This window comes from uncultured Thiohalocapsa sp., from assembly GCF_913063425.1.
Classification (GTDB): domain Bacteria; phylum Pseudomonadota; class Gammaproteobacteria; order Chromatiales; family Chromatiaceae; genus Thiohalocapsa.
Genome location: NZ_CAJXYK010000073.1, coordinates 1 through 18,957, shown reverse-complemented (window position 1 = coordinate 18,957; position 18,957 = coordinate 1). Strand labels below are relative to the sequence as shown.

At 68.5% G+C, this 18,957-nt stretch carries 17 protein-coding genes; 8 read left to right on the top strand and 9 right to left on the bottom strand.

What is annotated here, in order from left to right; genetic code table 11:
• Positions 1-622 (bottom strand): adenosine kinase (locus QZ607_RS24090; protein WP_295888309.1); only part of this gene is annotated, 622 nt, incomplete at its 3' end.
• A 15-nt stretch (positions 623-637) separates the two neighbouring features.
• Between QZ607_RS24090 and QZ607_RS24085 the strand changes: the two genes are divergently transcribed.
• The 3 genes from QZ607_RS24085 to QZ607_RS24075 are packed head-to-tail and all read left to right on the top strand — an operon-like array spanning position 638 to position 3,879.
• Positions 638-901: a hypothetical protein gene (locus QZ607_RS24085; RefSeq protein ID WP_295888307.1), complete on the top strand. Its 264-nt coding sequence runs from the start codon at positions 638-640 to the stop codon at positions 899-901.
• Positions 902-917: 16 nt separating this feature from the next.
• A complete protein-coding gene (locus QZ607_RS24080; protein ID WP_295888306.1) occupies positions 918-1,115 on the top strand; it encodes a hypothetical protein in 198 nt (65 codons plus the stop codon).
• 16 nt (positions 1,116-1,131) lie between these two features.
• Positions 1,132-3,879, top strand: coding sequence for a hybrid sensor histidine kinase/response regulator (locus QZ607_RS24075; RefSeq protein WP_295888303.1), 2,748 nt, complete (start codon positions 1,132-1,134; stop codon positions 3,877-3,879).
• Positions 3,880-4,245: 366 nt separating this feature from the next.
• Here the strand turns inward: QZ607_RS24075 and ppsA are convergent, their stop codons facing one another.
• The 7 genes from ppsA to QZ607_RS24040 all read right to left on the bottom strand — a co-directional run bounded on the left by ppsA (position 4,246) and on the right by QZ607_RS24040 (position 13,283).
• Entirely contained in the window at positions 4,246-6,621 is a 2,376-nt protein-coding gene (gene ppsA, locus QZ607_RS24070; RefSeq protein WP_295888299.1) for a phosphoenolpyruvate synthase, read from the bottom strand.
• Positions 6,622-7,227: 606 nt separating this feature from the next.
• Positions 7,228-7,938, bottom strand: coding sequence for a rhodanese-like domain-containing protein (locus QZ607_RS24065; RefSeq protein WP_295888297.1), 711 nt, complete (start codon positions 7,936-7,938; stop codon positions 7,228-7,230).
• Positions 7,939-7,993: 55 nt separating this feature from the next.
• Positions 7,994-8,554, bottom strand: a complete 561-nt coding sequence (locus tag QZ607_RS24060) for a hypothetical protein (RefSeq protein ID WP_295888294.1) — start codon at positions 8,552-8,554, stop codon at positions 7,994-7,996.
• 91 nt (positions 8,555-8,645) lie between these two features.
• Entirely contained in the window at positions 8,646-9,482 is an 837-nt protein-coding gene (gene soxA, locus QZ607_RS24055) for a sulfur oxidation c-type cytochrome SoxA (RefSeq protein ID WP_295888290.1), read from the bottom strand.
• A gap of 109 nt (positions 9,483-9,591) precedes the next feature.
• The gene (soxX, locus tag QZ607_RS24050; RefSeq protein WP_295888288.1) at positions 9,592-9,963 is read right to left on the bottom strand and encodes a sulfur oxidation c-type cytochrome SoxX; all 372 of its coding nucleotides are present in this window, start codon (positions 9,961-9,963) and stop codon (positions 9,592-9,594) included.
• A gap of 453 nt (positions 9,964-10,416) precedes the next feature.
• On the bottom strand, positions 10,417-11,052 hold the full coding sequence (locus QZ607_RS24045; RefSeq protein ID WP_295888285.1) for a response regulator transcription factor: 636 nt from the start codon (positions 11,050-11,052) through the stop codon (positions 10,417-10,419).
• A complete protein-coding gene (locus QZ607_RS24040) occupies positions 11,049-13,283 on the bottom strand; it encodes a PhnD/SsuA/transferrin family substrate-binding protein (RefSeq protein ID WP_295888281.1) in 2,235 nt (744 codons plus the stop codon). Before QZ607_RS24040 ends, QZ607_RS24045 begins: the two co-directional genes overlap by 4 nt.
• Before the next feature lie 282 nt (positions 13,284-13,565).
• Between QZ607_RS24040 and soxB the strand changes: the two genes are divergently transcribed.
• The 4 genes from soxB to QZ607_RS24020 all read left to right on the top strand — a co-directional run bounded on the left by soxB (position 13,566) and on the right by QZ607_RS24020 (position 17,485).
• Positions 13,566-15,353, top strand: coding sequence for a thiosulfohydrolase SoxB (gene soxB / locus QZ607_RS24035; RefSeq protein ID WP_295888279.1), 1,788 nt, complete (start codon positions 13,566-13,568; stop codon positions 15,351-15,353).
• 103 nt (positions 15,354-15,456) lie between these two features.
• The gene (locus tag QZ607_RS24030; protein WP_295888277.1) at positions 15,457-15,930 is read left to right on the top strand and encodes a protein YgfX; all 474 of its coding nucleotides are present in this window, start codon (positions 15,457-15,459) and stop codon (positions 15,928-15,930) included.
• 536 nt (positions 15,931-16,466) lie between these two features.
• Complete coding sequence (locus tag QZ607_RS24025) at positions 16,467-16,898, top strand: DUF29 domain-containing protein (protein ID WP_295888274.1); 432 nt, start codon at positions 16,467-16,469, stop codon at positions 16,896-16,898.
• Between the two features lie 419 nt (positions 16,899-17,317).
• The gene (locus tag QZ607_RS24020; RefSeq protein WP_295888271.1) at positions 17,318-17,485 is read left to right on the top strand and encodes a hypothetical protein; all 168 of its coding nucleotides are present in this window, start codon (positions 17,318-17,320) and stop codon (positions 17,483-17,485) included.
• A gap of 157 nt (positions 17,486-17,642) precedes the next feature.
• On the opposite strand, the gene QZ607_RS24015 is transcribed toward QZ607_RS24020, so the two are convergent.
• Complete coding sequence (locus QZ607_RS24015; RefSeq protein WP_295888269.1) at positions 17,643-18,398, bottom strand: hypothetical protein; 756 nt, start codon at positions 18,396-18,398, stop codon at positions 17,643-17,645.
• 93 nt (positions 18,399-18,491) lie between these two features.
• On the opposite strand from QZ607_RS24015, the gene QZ607_RS24010 reads away from it, so the two are divergent.
• Positions 18,492-18,956 (top strand): IS110 family transposase, encoded by a 465-nt coding sequence (locus tag QZ607_RS24010; RefSeq protein WP_295888266.1) that lies wholly within the window; start codon positions 18,492-18,494, stop codon positions 18,954-18,956.
• Position 18,957 lies beyond the last annotated feature (1 nt).

Here is an 18,957-nt window from a genome sequence, read left to right as displayed (position 1 = left end):
CGCCGATCATCTCTTTCAGGCCGTCTTTGAAGAACTTGACCATGTTCGGGTCGGACAGAGAGATGGCCGTCTTGACGCCGGAGCGCTCGGCGAGCTTGCGCGCCTCGATGGCGGCGACGCGGGCGGTGTCTGACGTCACCAGATAGCCCTCGGTGTAGAACCACTTGGATGCCTTGAGCGCATCCTGGTCCAGCTCGTGCAGCGACAGGTTGCCGCTGATGCCGAGGTAGGTGCACATGGTGCGGTCGGAGTCCGGCGTCACCAGCACCACACAGCGGCCGGTGTCGCCCGCCTCCAGGAAACTGGTGTCGCGGGTGGCCACACCGCCGTCGCGCAGGTCCTTGAGGTAGAAGTGGCCCAGCTCGTCGTCGGCCACCTTGCACGAGTACCAGCCGCTGCCGCCGAACTGGGACAGGGCGATCACGGAGTTGGCCGCCGAGCCGCCGGAGCCACGCTGATGATGCCGCTCGCGCAGATGGTCCATGATGCGCAGCTGGTGCGCCTCGTCCACGAGCGTCATCACGCCCTTGTCGATGCTCAGGTGCTTGAGGTCCTCGGGCTGGACCTCGTACTCCATGTCCACCAGTGCGTTACCCAGGGCGTAGACGTCGTACTTACTCATGCAATACCTCGTGCGTTGAACCAACGCGGGGTATTGTCTCAGATTCCGTCGCATCCGGCCGCTTTCGGCGGCAACGGTCTCCTGCTGGCCCCCGATCCCTTGACGGGGGCGTTCGACGTGCAGAGCGCCGACGCCCGGATGGGCCGCAGGTCGAGCCGGAAGATCGGCAGCCGCGGCGCCCTCTCGCGCGGCAAGCGCACCGGCTTGGAGCGGTCGGCCGTGACCGGCTGCGCCTTCAAAGCTCCCGCGCGATTGGCTTATGCTTGCGCGGCCGTGTGACCCGCCGATGTCCGCCATGCCCGCCAGTCAAGCCCCGGATGCACCATCGATGCCGCCCAAGCATGCGGCGCACGGCGCCGAGCTGGTCGCAGCAGGCCCGGACGGGGGCGGTTGCATGGCTGGCCTCAAGGGGCGGGCAGGGCCGGCGCGGCTGCTCCTCATCGAGGCGCTGCGCGCGGGCAGCGGTGGCGCCGCGCTCGACGAAGATGCGTGATCGGGCCAGGGCGGCCTTGGGAACCGGCCGCGCCGCGCTTGGCTGCCGGCTCGCCGCTTGGCTCCTCGTCGCCCTGGGCGCCGCGGTCTTGCCCGCAGCGGCGTCCACGGCGCCGCTGATCGAGGTCACCGGCGCCACGGCGCTGCCGCTTCAGGTCGAGCGCATGGATCTGTTGCGCGACCCGACCCGCCGCCTGGACCTGGCACAGGTGCAAAGACCCGACATCGCGACGGCGTTTGCGCCGGCGGCGGCCGGCATCCCAAACCTGGGCGTGGGCCGCGACGCCGTCTGGGCGCGCTTCGCCGTGCACAACGCCTCCGGGCAGCCCGTTGCGCTGTTGCTGGCGCTGAATGATCCGCGCACCGCGCAGGTCGCCTTCTGGGCGCTGGACGACGCCGGCCAGGTGATCTCCGCGCGCCGCGACGGCCGCTTCGCCGATCCGGCGGACCGCGACCGCTCGCACCGCTGGTTCCTGTTCGACCTGCCCTTGGCGACCGATGCGACGGCGACGGTCTACCTGCGGGTCACGAGCGATATGGGGCGCCGCCTTGATCTGCGGCTCACCGACCGCCTGCGTCTCGCAACGGCGGACCGCATCGCCTACGGCTGGCTCGGCCTCTTCTTCGGCGCCCTGCTGTTCATGCTCGCCTACAACCTGATGCTGCTCCTGCAACTGCGTGAGGCGTCCTACTTCTGGCTCTGCAGCTTGATTGCCGGCGTCGGCCTCTGGGTGGCGGATCGGGAGGGGCTGCTGACGACCCTGACCTGGCGGCTGTGGCCCGAGGAGTGGTCCGGCAACCAGGCGGGCGTGGCCCTCGGGCTGATCGGCGTCTTCATGTTTCCGGTGAGCTTCCTGCGCCTGCGCGAGCATGCGCCGCGCCTGCGCCGCATGCATATCGCGCTCGCGGCGGTGATGGCCTGCGTCCCCTTTCTTTATCGCGTCAGTCCCGCGACAGCCTACGGCCTGTCGCAGGTGCTCGGCCTGCTCGGCGGCACGGCGATGCTCGTCAGCGGCGCCCTGGCGCTGCGCTGGCAGCGGCGCGCGGCCTCGCAGTACCTGCTCGCCTGGTCGCCACTGCTGATCGCGATCCTGCTCGTCGTCCTGACGAACTATGCGCTGACGCCGTCGCTGTCCTTCGTCTGGGTGCTGACCTACGCGTCCGTCCTGTTGATGCTGCTGCTGCTCTCGGTGGCCCAGGCCGACCGCATGAACGCGCTGCGCCGCCGCGCCGAGCGCGCGCAGGCGGCGCTGGCGCAGAACGAGCAGCGGCTCACCGAGCTGGTGGCCGAGCGCACCCGCGAGCTGGCCGTGCAGCGCGACCGCGCCGAGACCGCCAACCGCGCCAAGACCCGGTTCCTGGCCAACATGAGCCACGAGCTGCGCACGCCGCTGAACGCCGTGCTGGGCGGTGCGGACCTGCTCAGGCGCTCGCGGCGGCTCGATGCCGAGGCGCAGGGGCACTGCGGCCTGATCCAGCGCGGCGGCCGCCACCTGCTGCGTCTGATCGAGGACCTGCTCGACATCGCCCGCATCGAGCACGACCGCCTGCGCCCGCTGCTCGCCGACATCGAGCTCAGGCCGATGCTGGAGGACCTCGCCGCCGTGACCCGCCGTGCAGCCGAGGCGCGGGGGCTCGCGTTTCGCGCCGAGTTTGCCGATGACCTGCCGCAGCAGGTGCGCACCGACGGCCGCCGGCTGCGCCAAGTGCTGCAGAATCTGCTCGACAACGCCGTCAAGTACACCGACGCCGGCGGCGTCTGCTTGAGCGTCGCGCCGGACCCCGTCGCAAGCCCCGCCGACGACGCCGCCGCCGCGGTGCTCGTCTTCACCGTCAGCGACACCGGGTGCGGCATCGCGCAGGCCGATCAGGAGCGCCTCTTCGCCCCCTTCGAGCAGTTCGACCACAGCCGCGACGGCAGCGGGCTCGGGCTCGCCATCTGCCGCGAGCTGGCCGGCGTGCTCGGCGGCGAGCTGAGTGTGGAAAGCGCACCGGGGCGCGGCAGCCGCTTTCGCTTCCGGCTGCCGGTGCAGCGGCCGGCGGCCGAACGAACCGAGACTGATGTCGGGCGTGCGCCCATCATCGGCTACGCGGGCCCGCGCCGGCGCATCCTGGTCATCGACGACAGCGAGGTGAACCGGCTGCTGATGGCCGGTCTGCTCGGCCACCTCGGGTTCGAGGTGGACACGGCGGAAGGTGCCGACGCGGCCCTCGCCATCGCCTGCCGTCGGCGGCCGGAGCTGGCAATCGTGGACCTGCGGATGCCCGGGACCTGCGGCTATGCCGCCTGTTGGCAATTGCGCGCGGCCCTCGGGCGCCCGAGCCTGCCGGTCATCGCCGCATCCGCTTCCCCGCTGCCGGCGGCCGGGGATGCCGCGCTGCTCGGCTTCGATGCCTTCGTGCTCAAGCCCATCGAGCAGGGCGCGCTCTGTGCCGCGATCGCCGATTGCCTCGGGCTGCGCTGGCTGCGCGCGGCGGCGGCGGAGCGCGACCAGCGTCTGGGCCACATGCCGGCGCCGATGCCGACCACGGTCCCGCCCCCCGCGCCACCACCCCGCATCGAGCTGGACACCGCCGCGGAGCTGGCCACGCTCGGCGACTGGGCGGCGCTGCGCGACTGGAGCACGGAGCTCGAGGACGCCTTCCCCGAGTGCGCCGAGTTTGCGCGGCGCGTGCGCGGATTGCTCGACGACATCGACGCCGGCGCCGACGCCGCCACGGGCGCCGAAGCGGCACTGCACCAGCTGTTGGCGGGCCGCGGTTGAGCCGCGGCGCCGGCCAGCTCGGCGCGCACTACCTGTCCGGCGGCTCCAACAGGACGGGTAACCGGACGGTCGGGGATGTCACGCTCACGAATATCCAGGACACCTATTGGTCCGGCACAGAGGAAGCAGCCCGTCCTTTCGAGGCCTGGCGCTTCCCCTTGAACAACGGCCTTGGCCCCGCCTCGCCCAATAAGATCAACACCGGTGGCGGGTGGGCGGTTCGCGACGGACTGGTCCCCACCGACACTCCCGGCGTCCCGCTGCCGGGCACGGCCCTGCTGATGGCACTGGGCGTGCTGCCCCTCGCGGCGCGGCGCACTTGCTGCGTGGCATATCGTTGCCGACCCTCGGCCGCGGCTCCGCGGCTTAATCCTTGGTGGCGTGCTCGGCCAGATACAGCCAGGTGTCGATGACGGTGTCCGGGTTCAGCGACACGCTCTCGATGCCTTCCTTCACCAACCAGTCGGCGAAGTCGGCGTGGTCTGACGGTCCCTGGCCGCAGATGCCGACGTACTTGCCCTGCCGGCGGCAGGCCTGGATGGCCATGGACAGCATGGCCTTGACCGCCGGGTCGCGCTCGTCGAAGTCGGCGGCCACCAGGCTGGAGTCGCGGTCGATGCCGAGCGTGAGCTGGGTCATGTCGTTGGAGCCGATGGAGAAGCCGTCGAAGTGCTCCAGGAACTGCCCGGCGATCACGGCGTTGGACGGGATCTCGCACATCATGATGAGCTTGAGGCCGTTCTCGCCGCGCTTGAGGCCCTGCTCCGCGAGCGCCTCGGTGACGGCCTTGGCCTGCCCGAGGGTGCGCACGAAGGGGATCATGATCTGCAGGTTGGTGAGGCCCATCTCGTCGCGGACGTATTTCAGCGCCTCGCATTCCATGGCGAAGCACTCGCGGAAGCCGTCGGCCACGTAGCGCCCGGCGCCGCGGAAGCCGATCATCGGGTTTTCCTCGTCCGGCTCGTAGCGGGGGCCGGCGACGAGGTTGGCGTACTCGTTGGATTTGAAGTCCGACATGCGCACGATGACCGGGTTGGGCGCAAAGGCTGCCGCCAGCGTGCTGATGCCCTCGATGAGACGCATGACGTAGAAGTCGCGGGGGCTCGGGTAGGCGGCGATGCGCGGCTGGATCTGGGCCTTGAGGTCCTCCGGGAGGGCGTCGAGCTCCAGCAGGGCCTTCGGGTGGATGCCGATGGTGTTGTTGATGATGAACTCCAGGCGCGCGAGCCCGATGCCGGCGTTCGGCGTCGCCGCGAAGGCGAAGGCGCGCTCCGGGTTGCCGACGTTCATCATCACCTTGACGGGCACCTCGGGCATCTTGTCGAGCTCGGCGGTCTTGTGCTCGAAGCTCAGGGCGCCCCGGTAGATGAAGCCGGTGTCACCCTCGGCGCAGGAGACCGTGACGTCGGTGCCGTCCGGGATGGTGTCGGTGGCGTCGTTGCAGCCCACCACGGCGGGCACGCCCAGCTCCCGGGCGATGATGGCGGCGTGGCAGGTGCGCCCGCCGCGGTTGGTGACGATGGCCGCCGCGCGCTTCATCACCGGCTCCCAGTCCGGGTCCGTCATGTCCGTGATGAGCACGTCGCCCGGCTCCACATGGCCCATGTCGCGGATGGACTCCACGATGCGCGCCTTGCCGGCGCCGATGCGGTGGCCGATGCTGCGACCGGTGGCCAGCACCTCGCCGCGCTCCTTCAGGTTGTAGCGCTCGATGACCTGCCCCGAGCGGCTCTGCACCGTCTCCGGGCGTGCCTGGACGACGTAGAGCAGCCCGTCGGTGCCGTCCTTGGCCCATTCGATGTCCATGGGCCGGCCGTAGTGCTGCTCGATGAGCACCGCCTGGCGGGCGAGGTCCTCGATCTCGGCGTCGGTGATGCTGAAGCGCTGGCGGTCGGCCTCGGGCACGTCTTCGGTGAGCACGGGCTGCTCTGCCCCCGGCTCCGCGTAGATCATTCGAATGGCCTTGTCGCCGACGCTGCGGCGCAGGATGGCGGGCCGGCCGGCGGCGAGGGTCGGCTTATGCACGTAGAACTCGTCCGGGTTCACGGCGCCCTGGACCACCATCTCGCCGAGGCCGAAGCTTGCGGTGATGAACACCGCGTCGCGATAGCCGGACTCGGTGTCCAGCGTGAACATGACGCCGGAGGCGGCGAGGTCGCTGCGCACCATGCGCTGTACGCCGGCGGACAGGGCCACATCGGCGTGTGCAAAGCCCTGGTGCACCCGGTAGGCGATGGCGCGGTCGTTGTAGAGCGACGCGAAGACCTCGCGGATGGCGCGCTTGACGTTGTCGAGCCCCTGCACGTTGAGGAAGGTTTCCTGTTGGCCGGCGAAGGAGGCATCCGGCAGGTCTTCGGCGGTGGCCGAGGAGCGCACAGCCCAGGAGGCGCCGTCGTTGCCGTCCTGACCCACCAGCTCGTGATAGGCGGCCTCGATGTCCGCGTCCAGGCGCGCCGGGAAGGGCTGCTCGATGATCCAGCCGCGGATTTTCGGTCCGGCCTCGCTCAGTGCGGCGATGTCGTCGACGTCCAGCCGTTCCAGCTCGGCGGCAATGCGCCCGGCGAGCCCGCTTGCGGAGAGGAACTCCCGGTATGCCGCCGCCGTGGTGGCGAAGCCGCCGGGTACCCGCACGCCGACGGCCGTCAGGTGCTGGATCATCTCGCCCAGCGACGCGTTCTTGCCGCCGACGATGCCGACATCGTCCATGCCCAGTTCGGAAAGCCAACGTACGGTCTCGGTCATTGCAGCAGGCCTCAGGAGCGGTTCTCGGGCGCGCCCGTGACGAGCTCGCAACCCATTGGAAGTAATGCCGCAATATAGCCCAACGCCGCCGCGACCGAGGCGACCGGCGTCAATGCAGAGGATTGAGCGCTTGGGTTCGAAGCATTTGGAGCGCATCGCGGGCCGGGAAGCGCCGAGCTGGGAATGCCAAGCTGGGGGGCGCTCTGGGGGCGCCACTCTGGGGACGCCGACCTTCAGGTCGGCGTGCGCCGCGTCACCGCGCCGGTAGGACGCAGCGATCAGCCATCCGGGCCGCTCGGCGCCGTTGATTTGGGCCGAGGTTGTTCCGGTTTCGCCGACTGGAAGTCGGCGCCCCCGGGGGCGGGAATTCGCCGACTGGAAGTCGGCGCCCCCAGGGGCGGGAGTTCGCCGACTGGAAGTCGGCGCCCCCAGGGGCGGGAGTTCGCCGACTGGAAGTCGGCGCCCCCGGGGGCGGGCGCCATGCGCTGTGCTGGTAGGCTGCACGACTGGGTCGGTTGCTCCGGCGGTGCTGGGCAGAGAAAACGCGGCAAACAAAAAAGGCGCCCGTCGGGCGCCTTTGACAATATCGGTCGGTGCCGGTGCAGCTCAGGGCTTCACGGTGGTCAGGCCGACACTCACCCAGTCCTGCATGCCGCCGCGGTACCACTTCAGCTTGTGCACCGGATAGCCCATGTCGGCCAGCGTCTTGAGGTTGGCCGTGGACTGCGGGCACCAGATGCCGTTGCAGAACAGGATCAGCGTCTTGGCGTCGCTGAAGTCCCACTTGTCGTTGGCGGCGTCGTAGTCGGCGCCGAACTCGTCGGCGAGGATGTGCACCAGGCTTTCCGCCTCGGCGGGGGTCTCGAAGGTGCCTTCCACGTCGGTGTTGATCTTGTTCCAGGGGATGTTGACGGCGCCCGGAATGGTGCCGCGCATGACCCAGTCGGGCGTGCGGGAGTCGATGAGCATGATGCTGTCATCACCGGCGGACATGCGCTTCAGGAGCCCCAGCACCTCCAGCTCGCCGACGGTGTCGACGCCGGGCACGGCCTCCATGGGCTGTACGCAGAAGGGCGGACAGCCGCGCTCGGTCTTCTGGAACGCCTCCGGCAGCGTGGCATCGAGGTCGTGGCCGCGCTCGACGACCACGGTCTCCCCGTCGTGCTTGACCTCGACGGTCTGCATACCGGGGGCAATCATGTTGTCGGCGCCCCAGGCGAGGCCCGCGGCCAGCACGCCGCAGGCGGCGAGGCCCGTCTGCTGGACCAGTCTGCGGGTGCGGCCTTGGAGTGCGGGGCGGTTGGTGGCAATGGTCATTGTCTCTGATTCCTCTCGCAGGCGAATGGATGGGGACGCGGGTGCCGGCCGGCCGTCATTCTTGAACGGCCTTGCGCATGTAGTCGGGGAACCCCGCGCCCTTCTCGGCCATGGCCTGCTCGTAGCCGCGCTCGGCCTGGAACTTGGCGGCTGCGGCGGCCTTGATGGCCTCGTCGAACTCGCCGGCGCCTGCCAGTGTCTTGGCGTTCTTGATCATCTTGGCGGTGTCACGCCATTCGCCCCCGACGGAGTTGGCCTTCTTGCGGGCCTCTTCGGCGGCGGCGATCAGGGATTCGGCCTGGGCCTGCTTGTCTTCTTCCACAGTGGCATCGCCTTGAGCGACCTGAATCGCGAACTCCGATTGCCGCACTGCCCAGTAGGCGATCATCCTGGCCTTGGTGTATTGGCGCGACGGCAGCAGAGACTTGGCCTCGTCGATCATCTCCTGCGCCTGACTGTCCTCGGCGCCGGCGGCGACGGCCTTCTCGTGCATGGTCTCGGCCTCGGCGATGGCCGCCTCGGCCTCATCGCGGGTGGTAGCCCAGGCGCTGGTGAGCGGGACGCTGACCAGAAGGACGAACAGGATCAGGTCAGTGGCTAGCCTGGTCATTTTCATCTAACGGAAACTCCTCTCGTGCGGTGCGAGCCCGCGCCGCCCGGTCACCCGCTGCGGGGCGACGGGGCGGTGGGCTCAGGCGGGTGGCTCGTTATTTGCGCGCGCCCGGGCCGTTCAGCTCCAGGCCGTTGTTCATGTAGGTCATGAAGTACTCAAGGTTGCGGTACTCCTCGCCCTGGGCCGGGAAGGGCTTGGCGCGCACCTGCTTGTTGCAGCCGGAGAAGCGCCGATGCAGCGTGCCCATCTCGCCCCACTTGGAACGGTACACCGGGAAGTGCGTGGTGTGGCCCAGCGCCGGGCTCAGGATCTCGGTGCGCAGCGTGGTGCCGGAGTTACCGACGTGGCAGCTGGCGCAGGCGAAGTTGAGCTGGCCGCGGCGGGCGAAGTAGAACTCCTTGCCCTGCTCGTAGGCCGCCAGCGCGCGGGGGTCGTCCTCGGGGATCTCGACGTTGACGACGTCACCGCGGGATTCGTAGGTCATGTAGGCCAACAGGTCGGCGATGGGGCCCTTCTTGTACTTGAGCGGCTTCTCACCGTTCGCCTCGCGGCAGTTGTTGATGGCGAGCGGCAGGGTCATGACCATGCCCTTTTCTTTGTTCCAGTGCGGATACTGGGCAGCGACGCCGGGGCCGTCGGGGAAGCAGTCCTTGTAGGTCTTGCCGTTGGCGAAGGGGGTGTTCCACATCTCCTCGCCGTCGGAGATGGCGGCCTCATAGGGCGGGAACTCCTCGATGGCCTCCCAGTTCTCGCGGCCGACGGGGTCGATGGAATAGACGCCGTTGACGAAGTCGGTCTTCTCCACTTGCGGGAAGCGCTTCTCGAAATAGGTTTGCCAGACCTCCCGGTCCTCTTCCGGGCTGGCGAGCAGCGGTGCTGCCAGCAGGCCGCCGACGCAGGCGGCCGTGATGGTGGCGATGGTCTTATTCATGGTGAGGGAGTCTCCGATGCGAATCTCACAGGGTTGATCGTCGCGACCGCCGCTGCCGGCGGCCTCTGCGTGCCGGTGCTGTGGCGGCGGGGCCCGGTTTGGTAGCCGGTCACAGCGACCAGATGTATTCGACGACGTCGATGAACTCCTTGTCGCTCAGGATGCCGTGCTTGCCGAAGGGCGGCATCACGACCTCGGGATTCTTGATGGTCGGGTCCCAGATCTGCAGGGCGAGGTCCTGCTTGCTCGGGTAGCGGGTCTGCATGGCCACCAGGGCGGGGCCGATGGCACCGGGGGCCTCGCCATGGGGCATGACATGGCAGGCGATGCAGTTGCCGCGGGAGCGGTCCAGGGCGATTTCCTTGCCGGCTTCCACGTCGCCGTCCAGGTCCATCTCGGGCATCTCAGCCTGCGCGACGGCGGCGGCCAGGGTCATCAGGGTCGCCGCCGAAACGGCGAACAGCGGCTGCTTGAAGGGCATGGGAGTACCTCCTGGGGGTTGTTGGGCTGACTGCTCGTTGTCGCGGGTGACGTCGTTGCGACGGCACCGCTGTGCTCGCTCGGCTCTTGTCGTGCAACGCCTTGTCGTGCAATGTCGGCCGGAGCCGACTGGGGCGCGTAGTGCTTGTTGGTTTACTCGACGCCGAGGGATGGTGACGGGCTGGCGGGTGGTGGGTACCGCGTGTTGTCGTTAATCTGGCCCGTGTGACCATCGGCAATGGTGCCCCTGCGGTGCTCAAAACGCAAGGGCTGTCGAAGCGGCAGGTGCTGCATTTACGCTCAAGACGCCGGTTATCTGGATCAATTCCCGGGGTCGCGCGGAGGGGTTACACCAATACGGCAGCCGTGCCGCGGGCGCAGCTCGCGACGCAGGCGCTGGCGCGGGCCGACCGTGCCGGTGCAGCAGCCGCAGACGGCGCCGAGGCCGCCGGACTCACCCCTCCTGCGCGCTCTTGGCCCGGTCCGGATAGAGCATGAGCATCATGCGCATCAGCTCGGACAGCGAGCGCGCTTCGAGCTTTTCCATCACCTTCGCGCGGTGCGCCTCCACGGTGGACTGGCTGATCCCTAAGTCTGCGGCGATGACCTTGTTGCGCTTGCCGGCGAGGATCTGGTCCAGCACCTCCCGCTCACGCTTGGTGAGCCGCTCCACGCGGTCCTGGATCTGGGCGACCTCGAGCGCGTGGCCGCGCTGCTCCGCATCCACCTCCAGCGCCCGGTGCACGGCATCGAGCAGGGCCTGGTCGTTGAACGGCTTCTCGATGAAGTCCACGGCGCCGTTCTTCACCGCCCGCACCGCCATGGGCACGTCGCCGTGACCGGTGATGATGATGATGGGCGGATGCAGGGGCTCTTCCGACAGGCGCTCCTGCAGCTCCAGCCCGCTCATGTGGCGCATGCGCACATCGAGCACCAGACAGCCCGGGCGCTCCGGGTCGAAGCAGTTCAGGAAGGCCCAGGCGGAATCGAATGTCTCTGCGGCGAGGCCCACGGAATCCATCAGCAGGCCGATGGCTTCGCGGACCTCGTCGTCGTCATCGACGATGAACACCGTCGGATCTTTGCTCATGCGTGCTCTCCGGCATGGTCGTTCTCGCTGCCACCGGATTGTAATGATGCGGCGGCGGGAGTCACCCTGTGGTGCTTGTCCACATAGGGCAGGCTGAAGAAGAAGGTGGCGCCGATGCCCGGGGTGGAATCCACCCGCAGGCGCCCGCCGTGGGCCTCCACGATGCCCTGGCTGATGGACAGGCCGACGCCGAGGCCCTGGGGCTTGGTGGTGACGAAGGGCTCGAACAGGTGCTCCGGTGAGCCCCGGCCGAGCCCGGGGCCGGTGTCCACGACGCGGATCTCCACCACCTCGCCGTTGCGGCGCGCGAGCAGCAGCACACGCCGTTCCCGGGGCTGGTCGTTCATGGCCTCCACGGCGTTGCGCACCAGGTTCAGCAGCACCTGCTCGATCTGGGTACGCTGGGCCATGACAGTGTCGGCGCCGAAGCCGATCTGCCGATGCAGGGCGACGCCGGCGCGGCGCGCATCCTGGCGCATCAGTACCATGACGGTCTCGAACATGTCCGCCACGGCCACGGGGGCCATCTCCGGCTCCTCCTTGCGCACGAAGCGGCGGATGTGGCGGATGACCTCGCCGGCGCGCTCCGCCTGCTCGGCGATCTTGGTCATGACCTCGCGGCAGGTCTCGGTGTCGGCGCGGCCCGCCCCGATCATGCGCACGCAGGCGCGGGCGTTGGTGGTGATGGCCGTGAGCGGCTGATTCAGCTCGTGGGCGATGCCGGAGGCCATTTCCCCCAGGGTGGACAGCCGCGTGAAGTGGGTCTGCTCCGCCTCCTGGCGGCGAAAGCGCTCGGCGGCCTCGCGCCGCTCCGTGATGTCGCGGCACACCACCACGGTGCCCAGCGTCTGCCCATGCTCGTCGCGGATGGGCGTGGCGCTGTACTCCACCGGAAAGCTGGTGCCGTTGCGCCGCCAGACGATGTCGTCATCGACGAAGCGCGATTGCTCGTCGCCGAAGGTGGCGCAGACCGGGCAGTCCTCGCGCGGGTGGGGCTCGCCGTCGGCCCGGGTGTGATGCAGGATCTCGTGGGTCTCGTTGCCGATGAGCTCTTCGGCGCGCCAGCCCGTCATGCGCTCCATGGCCTTGTTGACGAAAGTGGTGCAGCCGTTCAGGTCCACGCCGTAGATGCCCTCGGCGACGGAGTCCAGGATCAGCTGATGGCGGCGCTCCAGGCGGGTGTTGGCGCGGCTCAGGCGCTGGTTCAGCTGCAGCACCCGGCTTGTGAGCAGGGCCATGGTCAGGAGCGCCAGGGTGCCGATGACCACGGCGAGCCAGTACTTGGCCAGGGCATCGCCGAGGGTGAAGGGCGCCTCGTCGTCATAGGGGGGGCGATTGAGCTCGCGCAGAAGCTGATGCACCGGCTGGTAGTCCAGCGGCACGGTCCACCCCGCATAGCCGCCCGCGCGTGCGGCCGGGCCGTCGGCGGGCATCTCCAGCAGGGCGACGGCCACGGCCTGGGCCAGCTCAGTGGGTGTGTCGGCGAGCTTGCTGAAGGGCCACTCGGGATACAGCGGCGTGCTGTGCAGCGGGGCGAAGTCGGGCGTGCTGCGTGCGCCCAGAACTTTGAAGTCGGCCAGGTCGATACTGCCCGCCGCGGCCATCTGCTCCAGCACCTCCGTGCGCACGGTGCCGGCGTCCACCTTGCCGTCGCGCACCGCGAGCGCCACTGCGTCGTGGATGCCGCCGAACACCAGGCTCTTCAGGTCGCGGGTCACATCGATGCCGTGGTGCAGCATCTCCGCCTGCGCCGTCGCAAAGCCGCCGAGGGAGGTCGGGTCTACGGCCATGAAGCGTGTGCCGGCGAGATCCTCGATGCGGTTGATGTCGTCGCGCTCGGCGCAGGTGAAGATGACCCCACCGAAGACGTTGCGCGCATGCTCGCCCGAGCCCTTGCGCAGGGTCGCGATGCGTGCGACGCCGCGCTCCTGCTCCAGCGCCACGTAGATGGCCGGGTTCACCAGCACGAAGTCCACGCTGCCGGCGGCCACCGCGGGACCCACTGCGGCGAAATCCAGTGGTGCGACATCGAAGTGGTAACCCGGCACCCGGGCGGTGAGATAGTCGGCCGTGGGCTGCCAGGTGCTGCGGGTGCGGGCGTCGCCGCGGTGGCTCAGCACACCGATCAGCACCTGGCGGTCGTCCGCGACCGCCCCCTCGGCAGCGGCGGGCGCGGCGCCGACGAGGCACGGGGGGAGTAACAGGGCGAAGAGCAGAAGCAGGGCCGGCATCGGACGTGCGGTCAAGGGCTTTGCGAGGACGATGGGCGAGGACGATGGGCGAGGACGATGGGCGAGGACGATGGGCGAGGATGACGTGCGGTGGCTGCGGCGGTGTTGGCAAAGCCGACACCTGCGCATGCATACTATTGCGGCCTTCGATCCCATCCGGATCTGTGCAGCGGCGGCGATGTCTGCGCCCCTGCCGGTGTCCCGCTCCTCGCGCCCTGAGGTTGCGGCGCTCCGGGTCTGCCCCAGCCGCCCTAAGTGAAAACCAGAGGAGATCATAACCGAATGTCCATTTCCCGACGCGAATTCATGCGCCTGATGGGACTCGCCGGCGCCGCCGGCATACTGCCCGGCTCTGTCTTCGCCCAGGCCAAGCAGCCGAGCGACCTCTACGAAGTGCCCAAGTTCGGCAATGTGACCCTGCTGCACATGACCGACTGCCACGCCCAGCTGAACCCCATCTACTTCCGCGAGCCGAACGTCAACATCGGCATCGGCCCGGCCTACGGGAAGGCGCCGCACCTGGTGGGTGAGGTGCTGCTCAAGCACTTCGGCATCGAGCCGGGCGGCATCGAGGCGCATGCGTTCTCGTACCTCAACTTCCCCGAGGCGGCGGAGCAGTACGGTGCCGTCGGCGGCTTCGCGCACCTGAAGACCCTGGTGGACCGCATCCGCACCGACCGCGGCGACGGTAACAGCCTGCTGCTGGACGGCGGCGACACCTGGCAGGGCTCGGGCACTGCTTACTGGACCCGCGGTATGGACATGGTGGGTGCCTGCAACCGGCTCGGCGTGGACGTGATGACCGGCCACTGGGAGTTCACCTACCTGGACGAAGAGGTCATCAAGAACATCGGCGCCTTCAACGGCGACTTCGTGGCGCAGAACGTCAAGGTGCGCGAAGAGGCCCTGTTCGACTACAAATTCGCGGACTTCGGCGGCTTCCAGGAGGACGCCGGGCTCGCCTTCAACCCCTACACGATCAAAGAGGTCGGCGGTGCGCGCATCGCCGTCATCGGCCAGGCCTTCCCGTACACACCCATCGCCAACCCGCAGCGCTTCATCCCGGACTGGACCTTCGGCATCCAGGACGCGCGCATGCAGGAGTTCGTGGACAAGGTGCGCGCCGAGGAGGAGCCTGACCTGGTGGTGGTCATCTCCCACAACGGCATGGACGTGGACCTGAAGATGGCCAGCAAGGTCACGGGCATCGACGTCATCTTCGGCGGCCACACCCACGACGGCATGCCGGCGCCGTCCATCGTCGAGAACGCCTCCGGCAAGACCCTGGTCACCAACGCCGGTTCCAACGGCAAGTTCCTCGGCGTCATGGACCTGGACGTGAAGGACGGCAAGCTGCGCGACTACCGCTACCGGCTGCTGCCCGTGTTCTCGAACCTGCTGCCGGCGGACGCGGACATGGCCAAGTACATCGAGGAGACCCGCGCGCCCTACCTCGACAAGCTCACCGAAGAGCTGGCCACGGCCGAAGAGGTCCTCTACCGCCGCGGCAACTTCAACGGCACCTTCGACCAGGTCATCTGCGACGCGCTGCGCAAGGTCAACGACGCCCAGATCAGTCTCTCGCCCGGCTTCCGCTGGGGCACCACGGTGCTGCCGGGGCAGAAGATCACCATGGACAACGTCATGGACCAGACCTGCATCACCTACCCCGAGACCTACCGCCGGGAGATGAAGGGCAGCGAGATCAAGGCCATCCTGGAGGACGTCTGCGACAACCTCTTCAACCCGGACCCCTATGTCCAGCAGGGCGGCGACATGGTACGCGTCGGCGGGCTCGACTACGTCTGCGACCCCACCGCCGGCATGAACGAGCGCATCATCGACATGCAGCTGGACGACGGCACCAAGATCGAGGCGGACAAGACCTATGTCGTCTCCGGCTGGGCCACCGTCGGCAGCCAGTCCCCCGGTGAGCCCATCTGGGAGACCGTTGCCACTTACCTGCGGGACGTGAAGACGGTCAAGATCGACAAGCTCAACACGCCCAAGCTCAAGAATGTCGAGGGCAACCCCGGCATCGCCGACTACGCCGGCGAGATCCTGAGCTGACCGAGCCACCGGCCGCCCGGGCGCAGCCTGCGCCGCGGGCGGTCGGGGTTATCCGTCAGCCGTTCCCGCGCTCGGCAGCTTGTCTTCCGGGGCTGTCAAGCCCATGTCCGGCCAGCGCAGCCTGCCGCCCCTTCGCATCGCACCCAGGCCCTCCCACCGCCTGCTCGCCTTCGTCGTCCTCACCCACAGCGCCGCCCTTGCGGTACTGGTGCCGCTGCCGGCGCCCGCACCCTGGCTGCGCCTGCTGCTCGGCGCCCTGATCCTGCTGAGTCTCGCGTACGTCGTCTGGGCGCAGGTCCTGCGCCGGGCGCCCTGGTCCGTCGTCGCCGTGGACTGGAGCGAGCGCGGCTGGCAGGCGACCTTCGCCGACGGTCGCACGCGCGACCTGCGGCTCGCCCCATCGACCTTCGTCGGTGTCGGCCTCGTGATCCTGCACCTGCGCGTGCGCTGGTTCTGGCAGCCCAGCCTGCTGCTCAGCGCCGACGCCGTGCCAGCGGACGACCTGCGCCGGCTGCGGGTTCTGTTGCGGCTGGGATTGGCGGGCGGGCGGAAGGATGATGGGCAGGCGCCGCCGTGACGGCCTGCGGCCCTTCGGATTGCGCGACTGCTGGATGCCCTGTTCGCGCGAAGAGGCCTACGCTTGAAGCGCCGATGAGTGTACTGGTGCTCCAACGCGGAAGTGGCGAGGCCGCCCCGGGTACGCCGACTTCAGTCGACACAGCCTGGGGCAGGCGGACTTCAGTCCGCCGCCGGCAAGTGATGCCCTGGCATCGGATTTCTTGCAGCACTGCACCGGTTGCTGTTTTGGACCGGACTGCATGCAATCTGCGTCAGTCGTGGCATGTGCGTCCAGATCAGCCGGCCGTCGCGACCTGGTCAATGGCGTGGGCCATGCAGTGGGCCGCGCCGTTGCGCGGACCGCGGGTCCAATCCAGAAGCCCGGCGAGGTGGCGGCGATCAGGCGTCCTGATGGCGCCTTGACCGGTTACCGCCCGTCCCGCTAGGCTCCGGAGGTAACGTCCTCAAGGCGCCCCGTCAGGCCTGGATTGCCAATCCTGACGCAGGCCTGAAGTCCTCACGCCCAGATCGAGCCACTCGGATCGGACTACCGCGATGACCAGCTACGACGCCGATTTCCACCAGTGGATCGACGAGCAAACCGCGGCCCTCAAAGCCGGCCGGTTTGATCGCCTGGGCGTCACGCATGTGATCGAGGAATTGGACAGCATGCGTGCGCGCGAGCGACGGGAGCTGATCAATCGCTTGTCCGTGCTGCTCGCCCACCTGCTCAAGTGGCAGTATCAACCAGAGCGTCGCTGCACCAGCTGGCGCGCGACCATCAATGAGCAGCGCCGCCAGCTTGCCCTGCTGCTCGAGGACAGCCCGAGCCTTGCACGACGGCTACCGGAATTCCTGGAGCGCGCCTACCCGAACGGTGCCCGCGCCGCGCTGGATGAAACCGGGTTGCTCAAGTCGCCCTTTTCCGAATCCTGCGCCTATGGCATCGAACAGATCCTGAGCGAGGACTTCACGCCGGCAGATTGAGCATTCGGTCTGTGCGGTCACCAGATCATGGGGACGGTATACAGAACTTTTGGATCGCCGCGAGGCGCGAGCATCGAGACGGATAGTGCGCCGCTCCTGTCTCGCGTCCCGCAGAAATCGCCCCAGGAGGACTGGGACCCTGTGCCTGCGCTGGAGGGCCGGTACGATCAGGCTTCGCGGGTCCTGCGCTGCTTGACTGTAAGACCTCGTGCTGCGCACTGATCGTTCGTGTCCGCACCGGCTCGCGGCCGCAGGGCTGACCGCCGCGGCGACCTGAAGGGCAGATCACGACCTGGTTTGAAGTATGGCTGCACCACATTAGAGACTCAGCCCAGCAACACCGGCAAGCTGCCGACAAACGGTCAAACGGTCGCTTCGCCCTGTCCCCTACACCAACACCGTTCAACCGGGCATTCAGCATGGAAATGAACGCCTACGCAGCAGCCCTGCTCACTGTACTTGCGGCTTTCGCCGTTTATTTGGTCTTCGCGCAGCTGGCGCATATGAAAAAGCTGAAACAGCGAGACCAGGCTGCGGCCGGGTCCGACGACCAGCCCGCCTCGGGCAACGAGTCGGGCTCATCGTGAACCGGGTCGACACGACGGCGCTTCCCGCCGCGGCCAAAGCAGCACGGAGGGGCAGCACGGCCCCGTTGGTCAGCGTCCCCGCTTGCCCCGGCCTCCTGCCTCGCTCGCGTTGCTCCATCCCCGCAACGCTGGCTCAACGTCCAGCCGCTTGGCCCTTTCACGCAGCCAGCTGTGGCGTGAACAACTCCTGCGCGGCCCGAATGCCCCAAAGATACTTGGTCGGTCGGCGGGCGCAGACGCTGGTCAGCGTCTGCGGCGCACCGATGGCGCTGCCGGACGCCTTGCGCAGGCGGTCGGCACCGCTGATGAAGCGCTCCCCGTCGATATTCAGCCGGTCGAGGATGCACGGATACCGCGCCCCGATCAGACCGCGCTTGTCCGGGCGCAGTGCCCGGCCCGTGCAGTGGACCAGCACCAGGTAGTCCGCGAACGAACACGGCACCGCCCAGGGCGTGCGCGCGGTGGCGTCGAACGGCATGAGCGGGACCCGCGTCAAAGCCCGTGCCTGCGCCTCTGAGCAGAGGTGCTCGACTGCGAGGGCCGCTGCCGCCACAGACGGAGCCCTATCTCCCGCCGGCTGCCCGCTGCAAGCGACTGCGGAGCCCGTTGCCTCCGTCACCGCCCCGACGCGCTCCTGGATCGAGGTATCGTCCGACGCCTCCGGCGTCGCGGCGATGCCCGCCCGCACCGGGTTCAGATCCACGTAGGCCATCGCGGCCAGCCGTGCCGGCTCATCGAGCAGGGCCTGGCTCTTGAAGCGCCCCTCCCAGAACCGGCCCTTTACCCCGGCTTCGGCGTTGGCCTGCCGGGCGACATGCTCGTTCAGCGTGCGCATGAACCAGGACAGGTCGTGCAGGCGCGCCCGATAGCCCTCCGCCAGCGCCGCCACCTCGGCGCAGACCAATGGGGACATGCAGATCAGTGGGAAGGGCAGACCAGTGGGGACAGACCACGTTTTTCGGCGTGCCGCTTTCCCCGCTCATAAGAAACGTGGTCTGTCCCCATTTTGCTCCACCCGGATGCGGCGATCTTCGCCAGCCTGCCGGGTGCCGGCCCCACCTTCGCGCCGCGTCTGCTCGCCGTCTTCGGCAGCAACCGCGAGCGCTGGCCCGATGCCGCCAGCCTCCAGCAGTACCTCGGGGTCGCCCCGGTGACCGAGCGCAGCGGCAACAAGCACTGGGTGCATTGGCGCTGGGCGTGTCCGAAATTCCTGCGCCAGAGCGTCGTGGAATGGGCCGGGATGAGTGTGCGCTACTCCGTCTGGGCCGCCGCCTATTACCAAGACCAGCGCAACCGCGGCAAGACCCACAATATTGCCGTGCGCGCGCTCGCCTTCAAATGGCTGCGCATCCTCCACCGCTGTTGGATGGACCGAAAACCCTATGACGAGGCGACTTACCTGAAGGCGCTGCAAAAGAGCGGCTCACCGCTGCTTGCACTGATTGCGGCGCCGACTGCACCGGCGCGGTAAT

Excerpts from the sequence above, each read along its gene's own strand:
- QZ607_RS24080 (WP_295888306.1), top strand. The coding sequence starts at position 918 with ATGCCCGCCAGTCAAGCCCCGGATGCACCATCGATGCCGCCCAAGCAT.
- ppsA (WP_295888299.1), bottom strand. The coding sequence starts at position 6,621 with ATGACCGAGACCGTACGTTGGCTTTCCGAACTGGGCATGGACGATGTC.
- QZ607_RS24065 (WP_295888297.1), bottom strand. The coding sequence starts at position 7,938 with ATGACCATTGCCACCAACCGCCCCGCACTCCAAGGCCGCACCCGCAGA.
- QZ607_RS24060 (WP_295888294.1), bottom strand. The coding sequence starts at position 8,554 with ATGAAAATGACCAGGCTAGCCACTGACCTGATCCTGTTCGTCCTTCTG.
- soxA (WP_295888290.1), bottom strand. The coding sequence starts at position 9,482 with ATGAATAAGACCATCGCCACCATCACGGCCGCCTGCGTCGGCGGCCTG.
- soxX (WP_295888288.1), bottom strand. The coding sequence starts at position 9,963 with ATGCCCTTCAAGCAGCCGCTGTTCGCCGTTTCGGCGGCGACCCTGATG.
- QZ607_RS24045 (WP_295888285.1), bottom strand. The coding sequence starts at position 11,052 with ATGAGCAAAGATCCGACGGTGTTCATCGTCGATGACGACGACGAGGTC.
- QZ607_RS24040 (WP_295888281.1), bottom strand. The coding sequence starts at position 13,283 with ATGCCGGCCCTGCTTCTGCTCTTCGCCCTGTTACTCCCCCCGTGCCTC.
- soxB (WP_295888279.1), top strand. The coding sequence starts at position 13,566 with ATGTCCATTTCCCGACGCGAATTCATGCGCCTGATGGGACTCGCCGGC.
- QZ607_RS24030 (WP_295888277.1), top strand. The coding sequence starts at position 15,457 with ATGTCCGGCCAGCGCAGCCTGCCGCCCCTTCGCATCGCACCCAGGCCC.
- QZ607_RS24025 (WP_295888274.1), top strand. The coding sequence starts at position 16,467 with ATGACCAGCTACGACGCCGATTTCCACCAGTGGATCGACGAGCAAACC.
- QZ607_RS24020 (WP_295888271.1), top strand. The coding sequence starts at position 17,318 with ATGGAAATGAACGCCTACGCAGCAGCCCTGCTCACTGTACTTGCGGCT.
- QZ607_RS24015 (WP_295888269.1), bottom strand. The coding sequence starts at position 18,398 with ATGTCCCCATTGGTCTGCGCCGAGGTGGCGGCGCTGGCGGAGGGCTAT.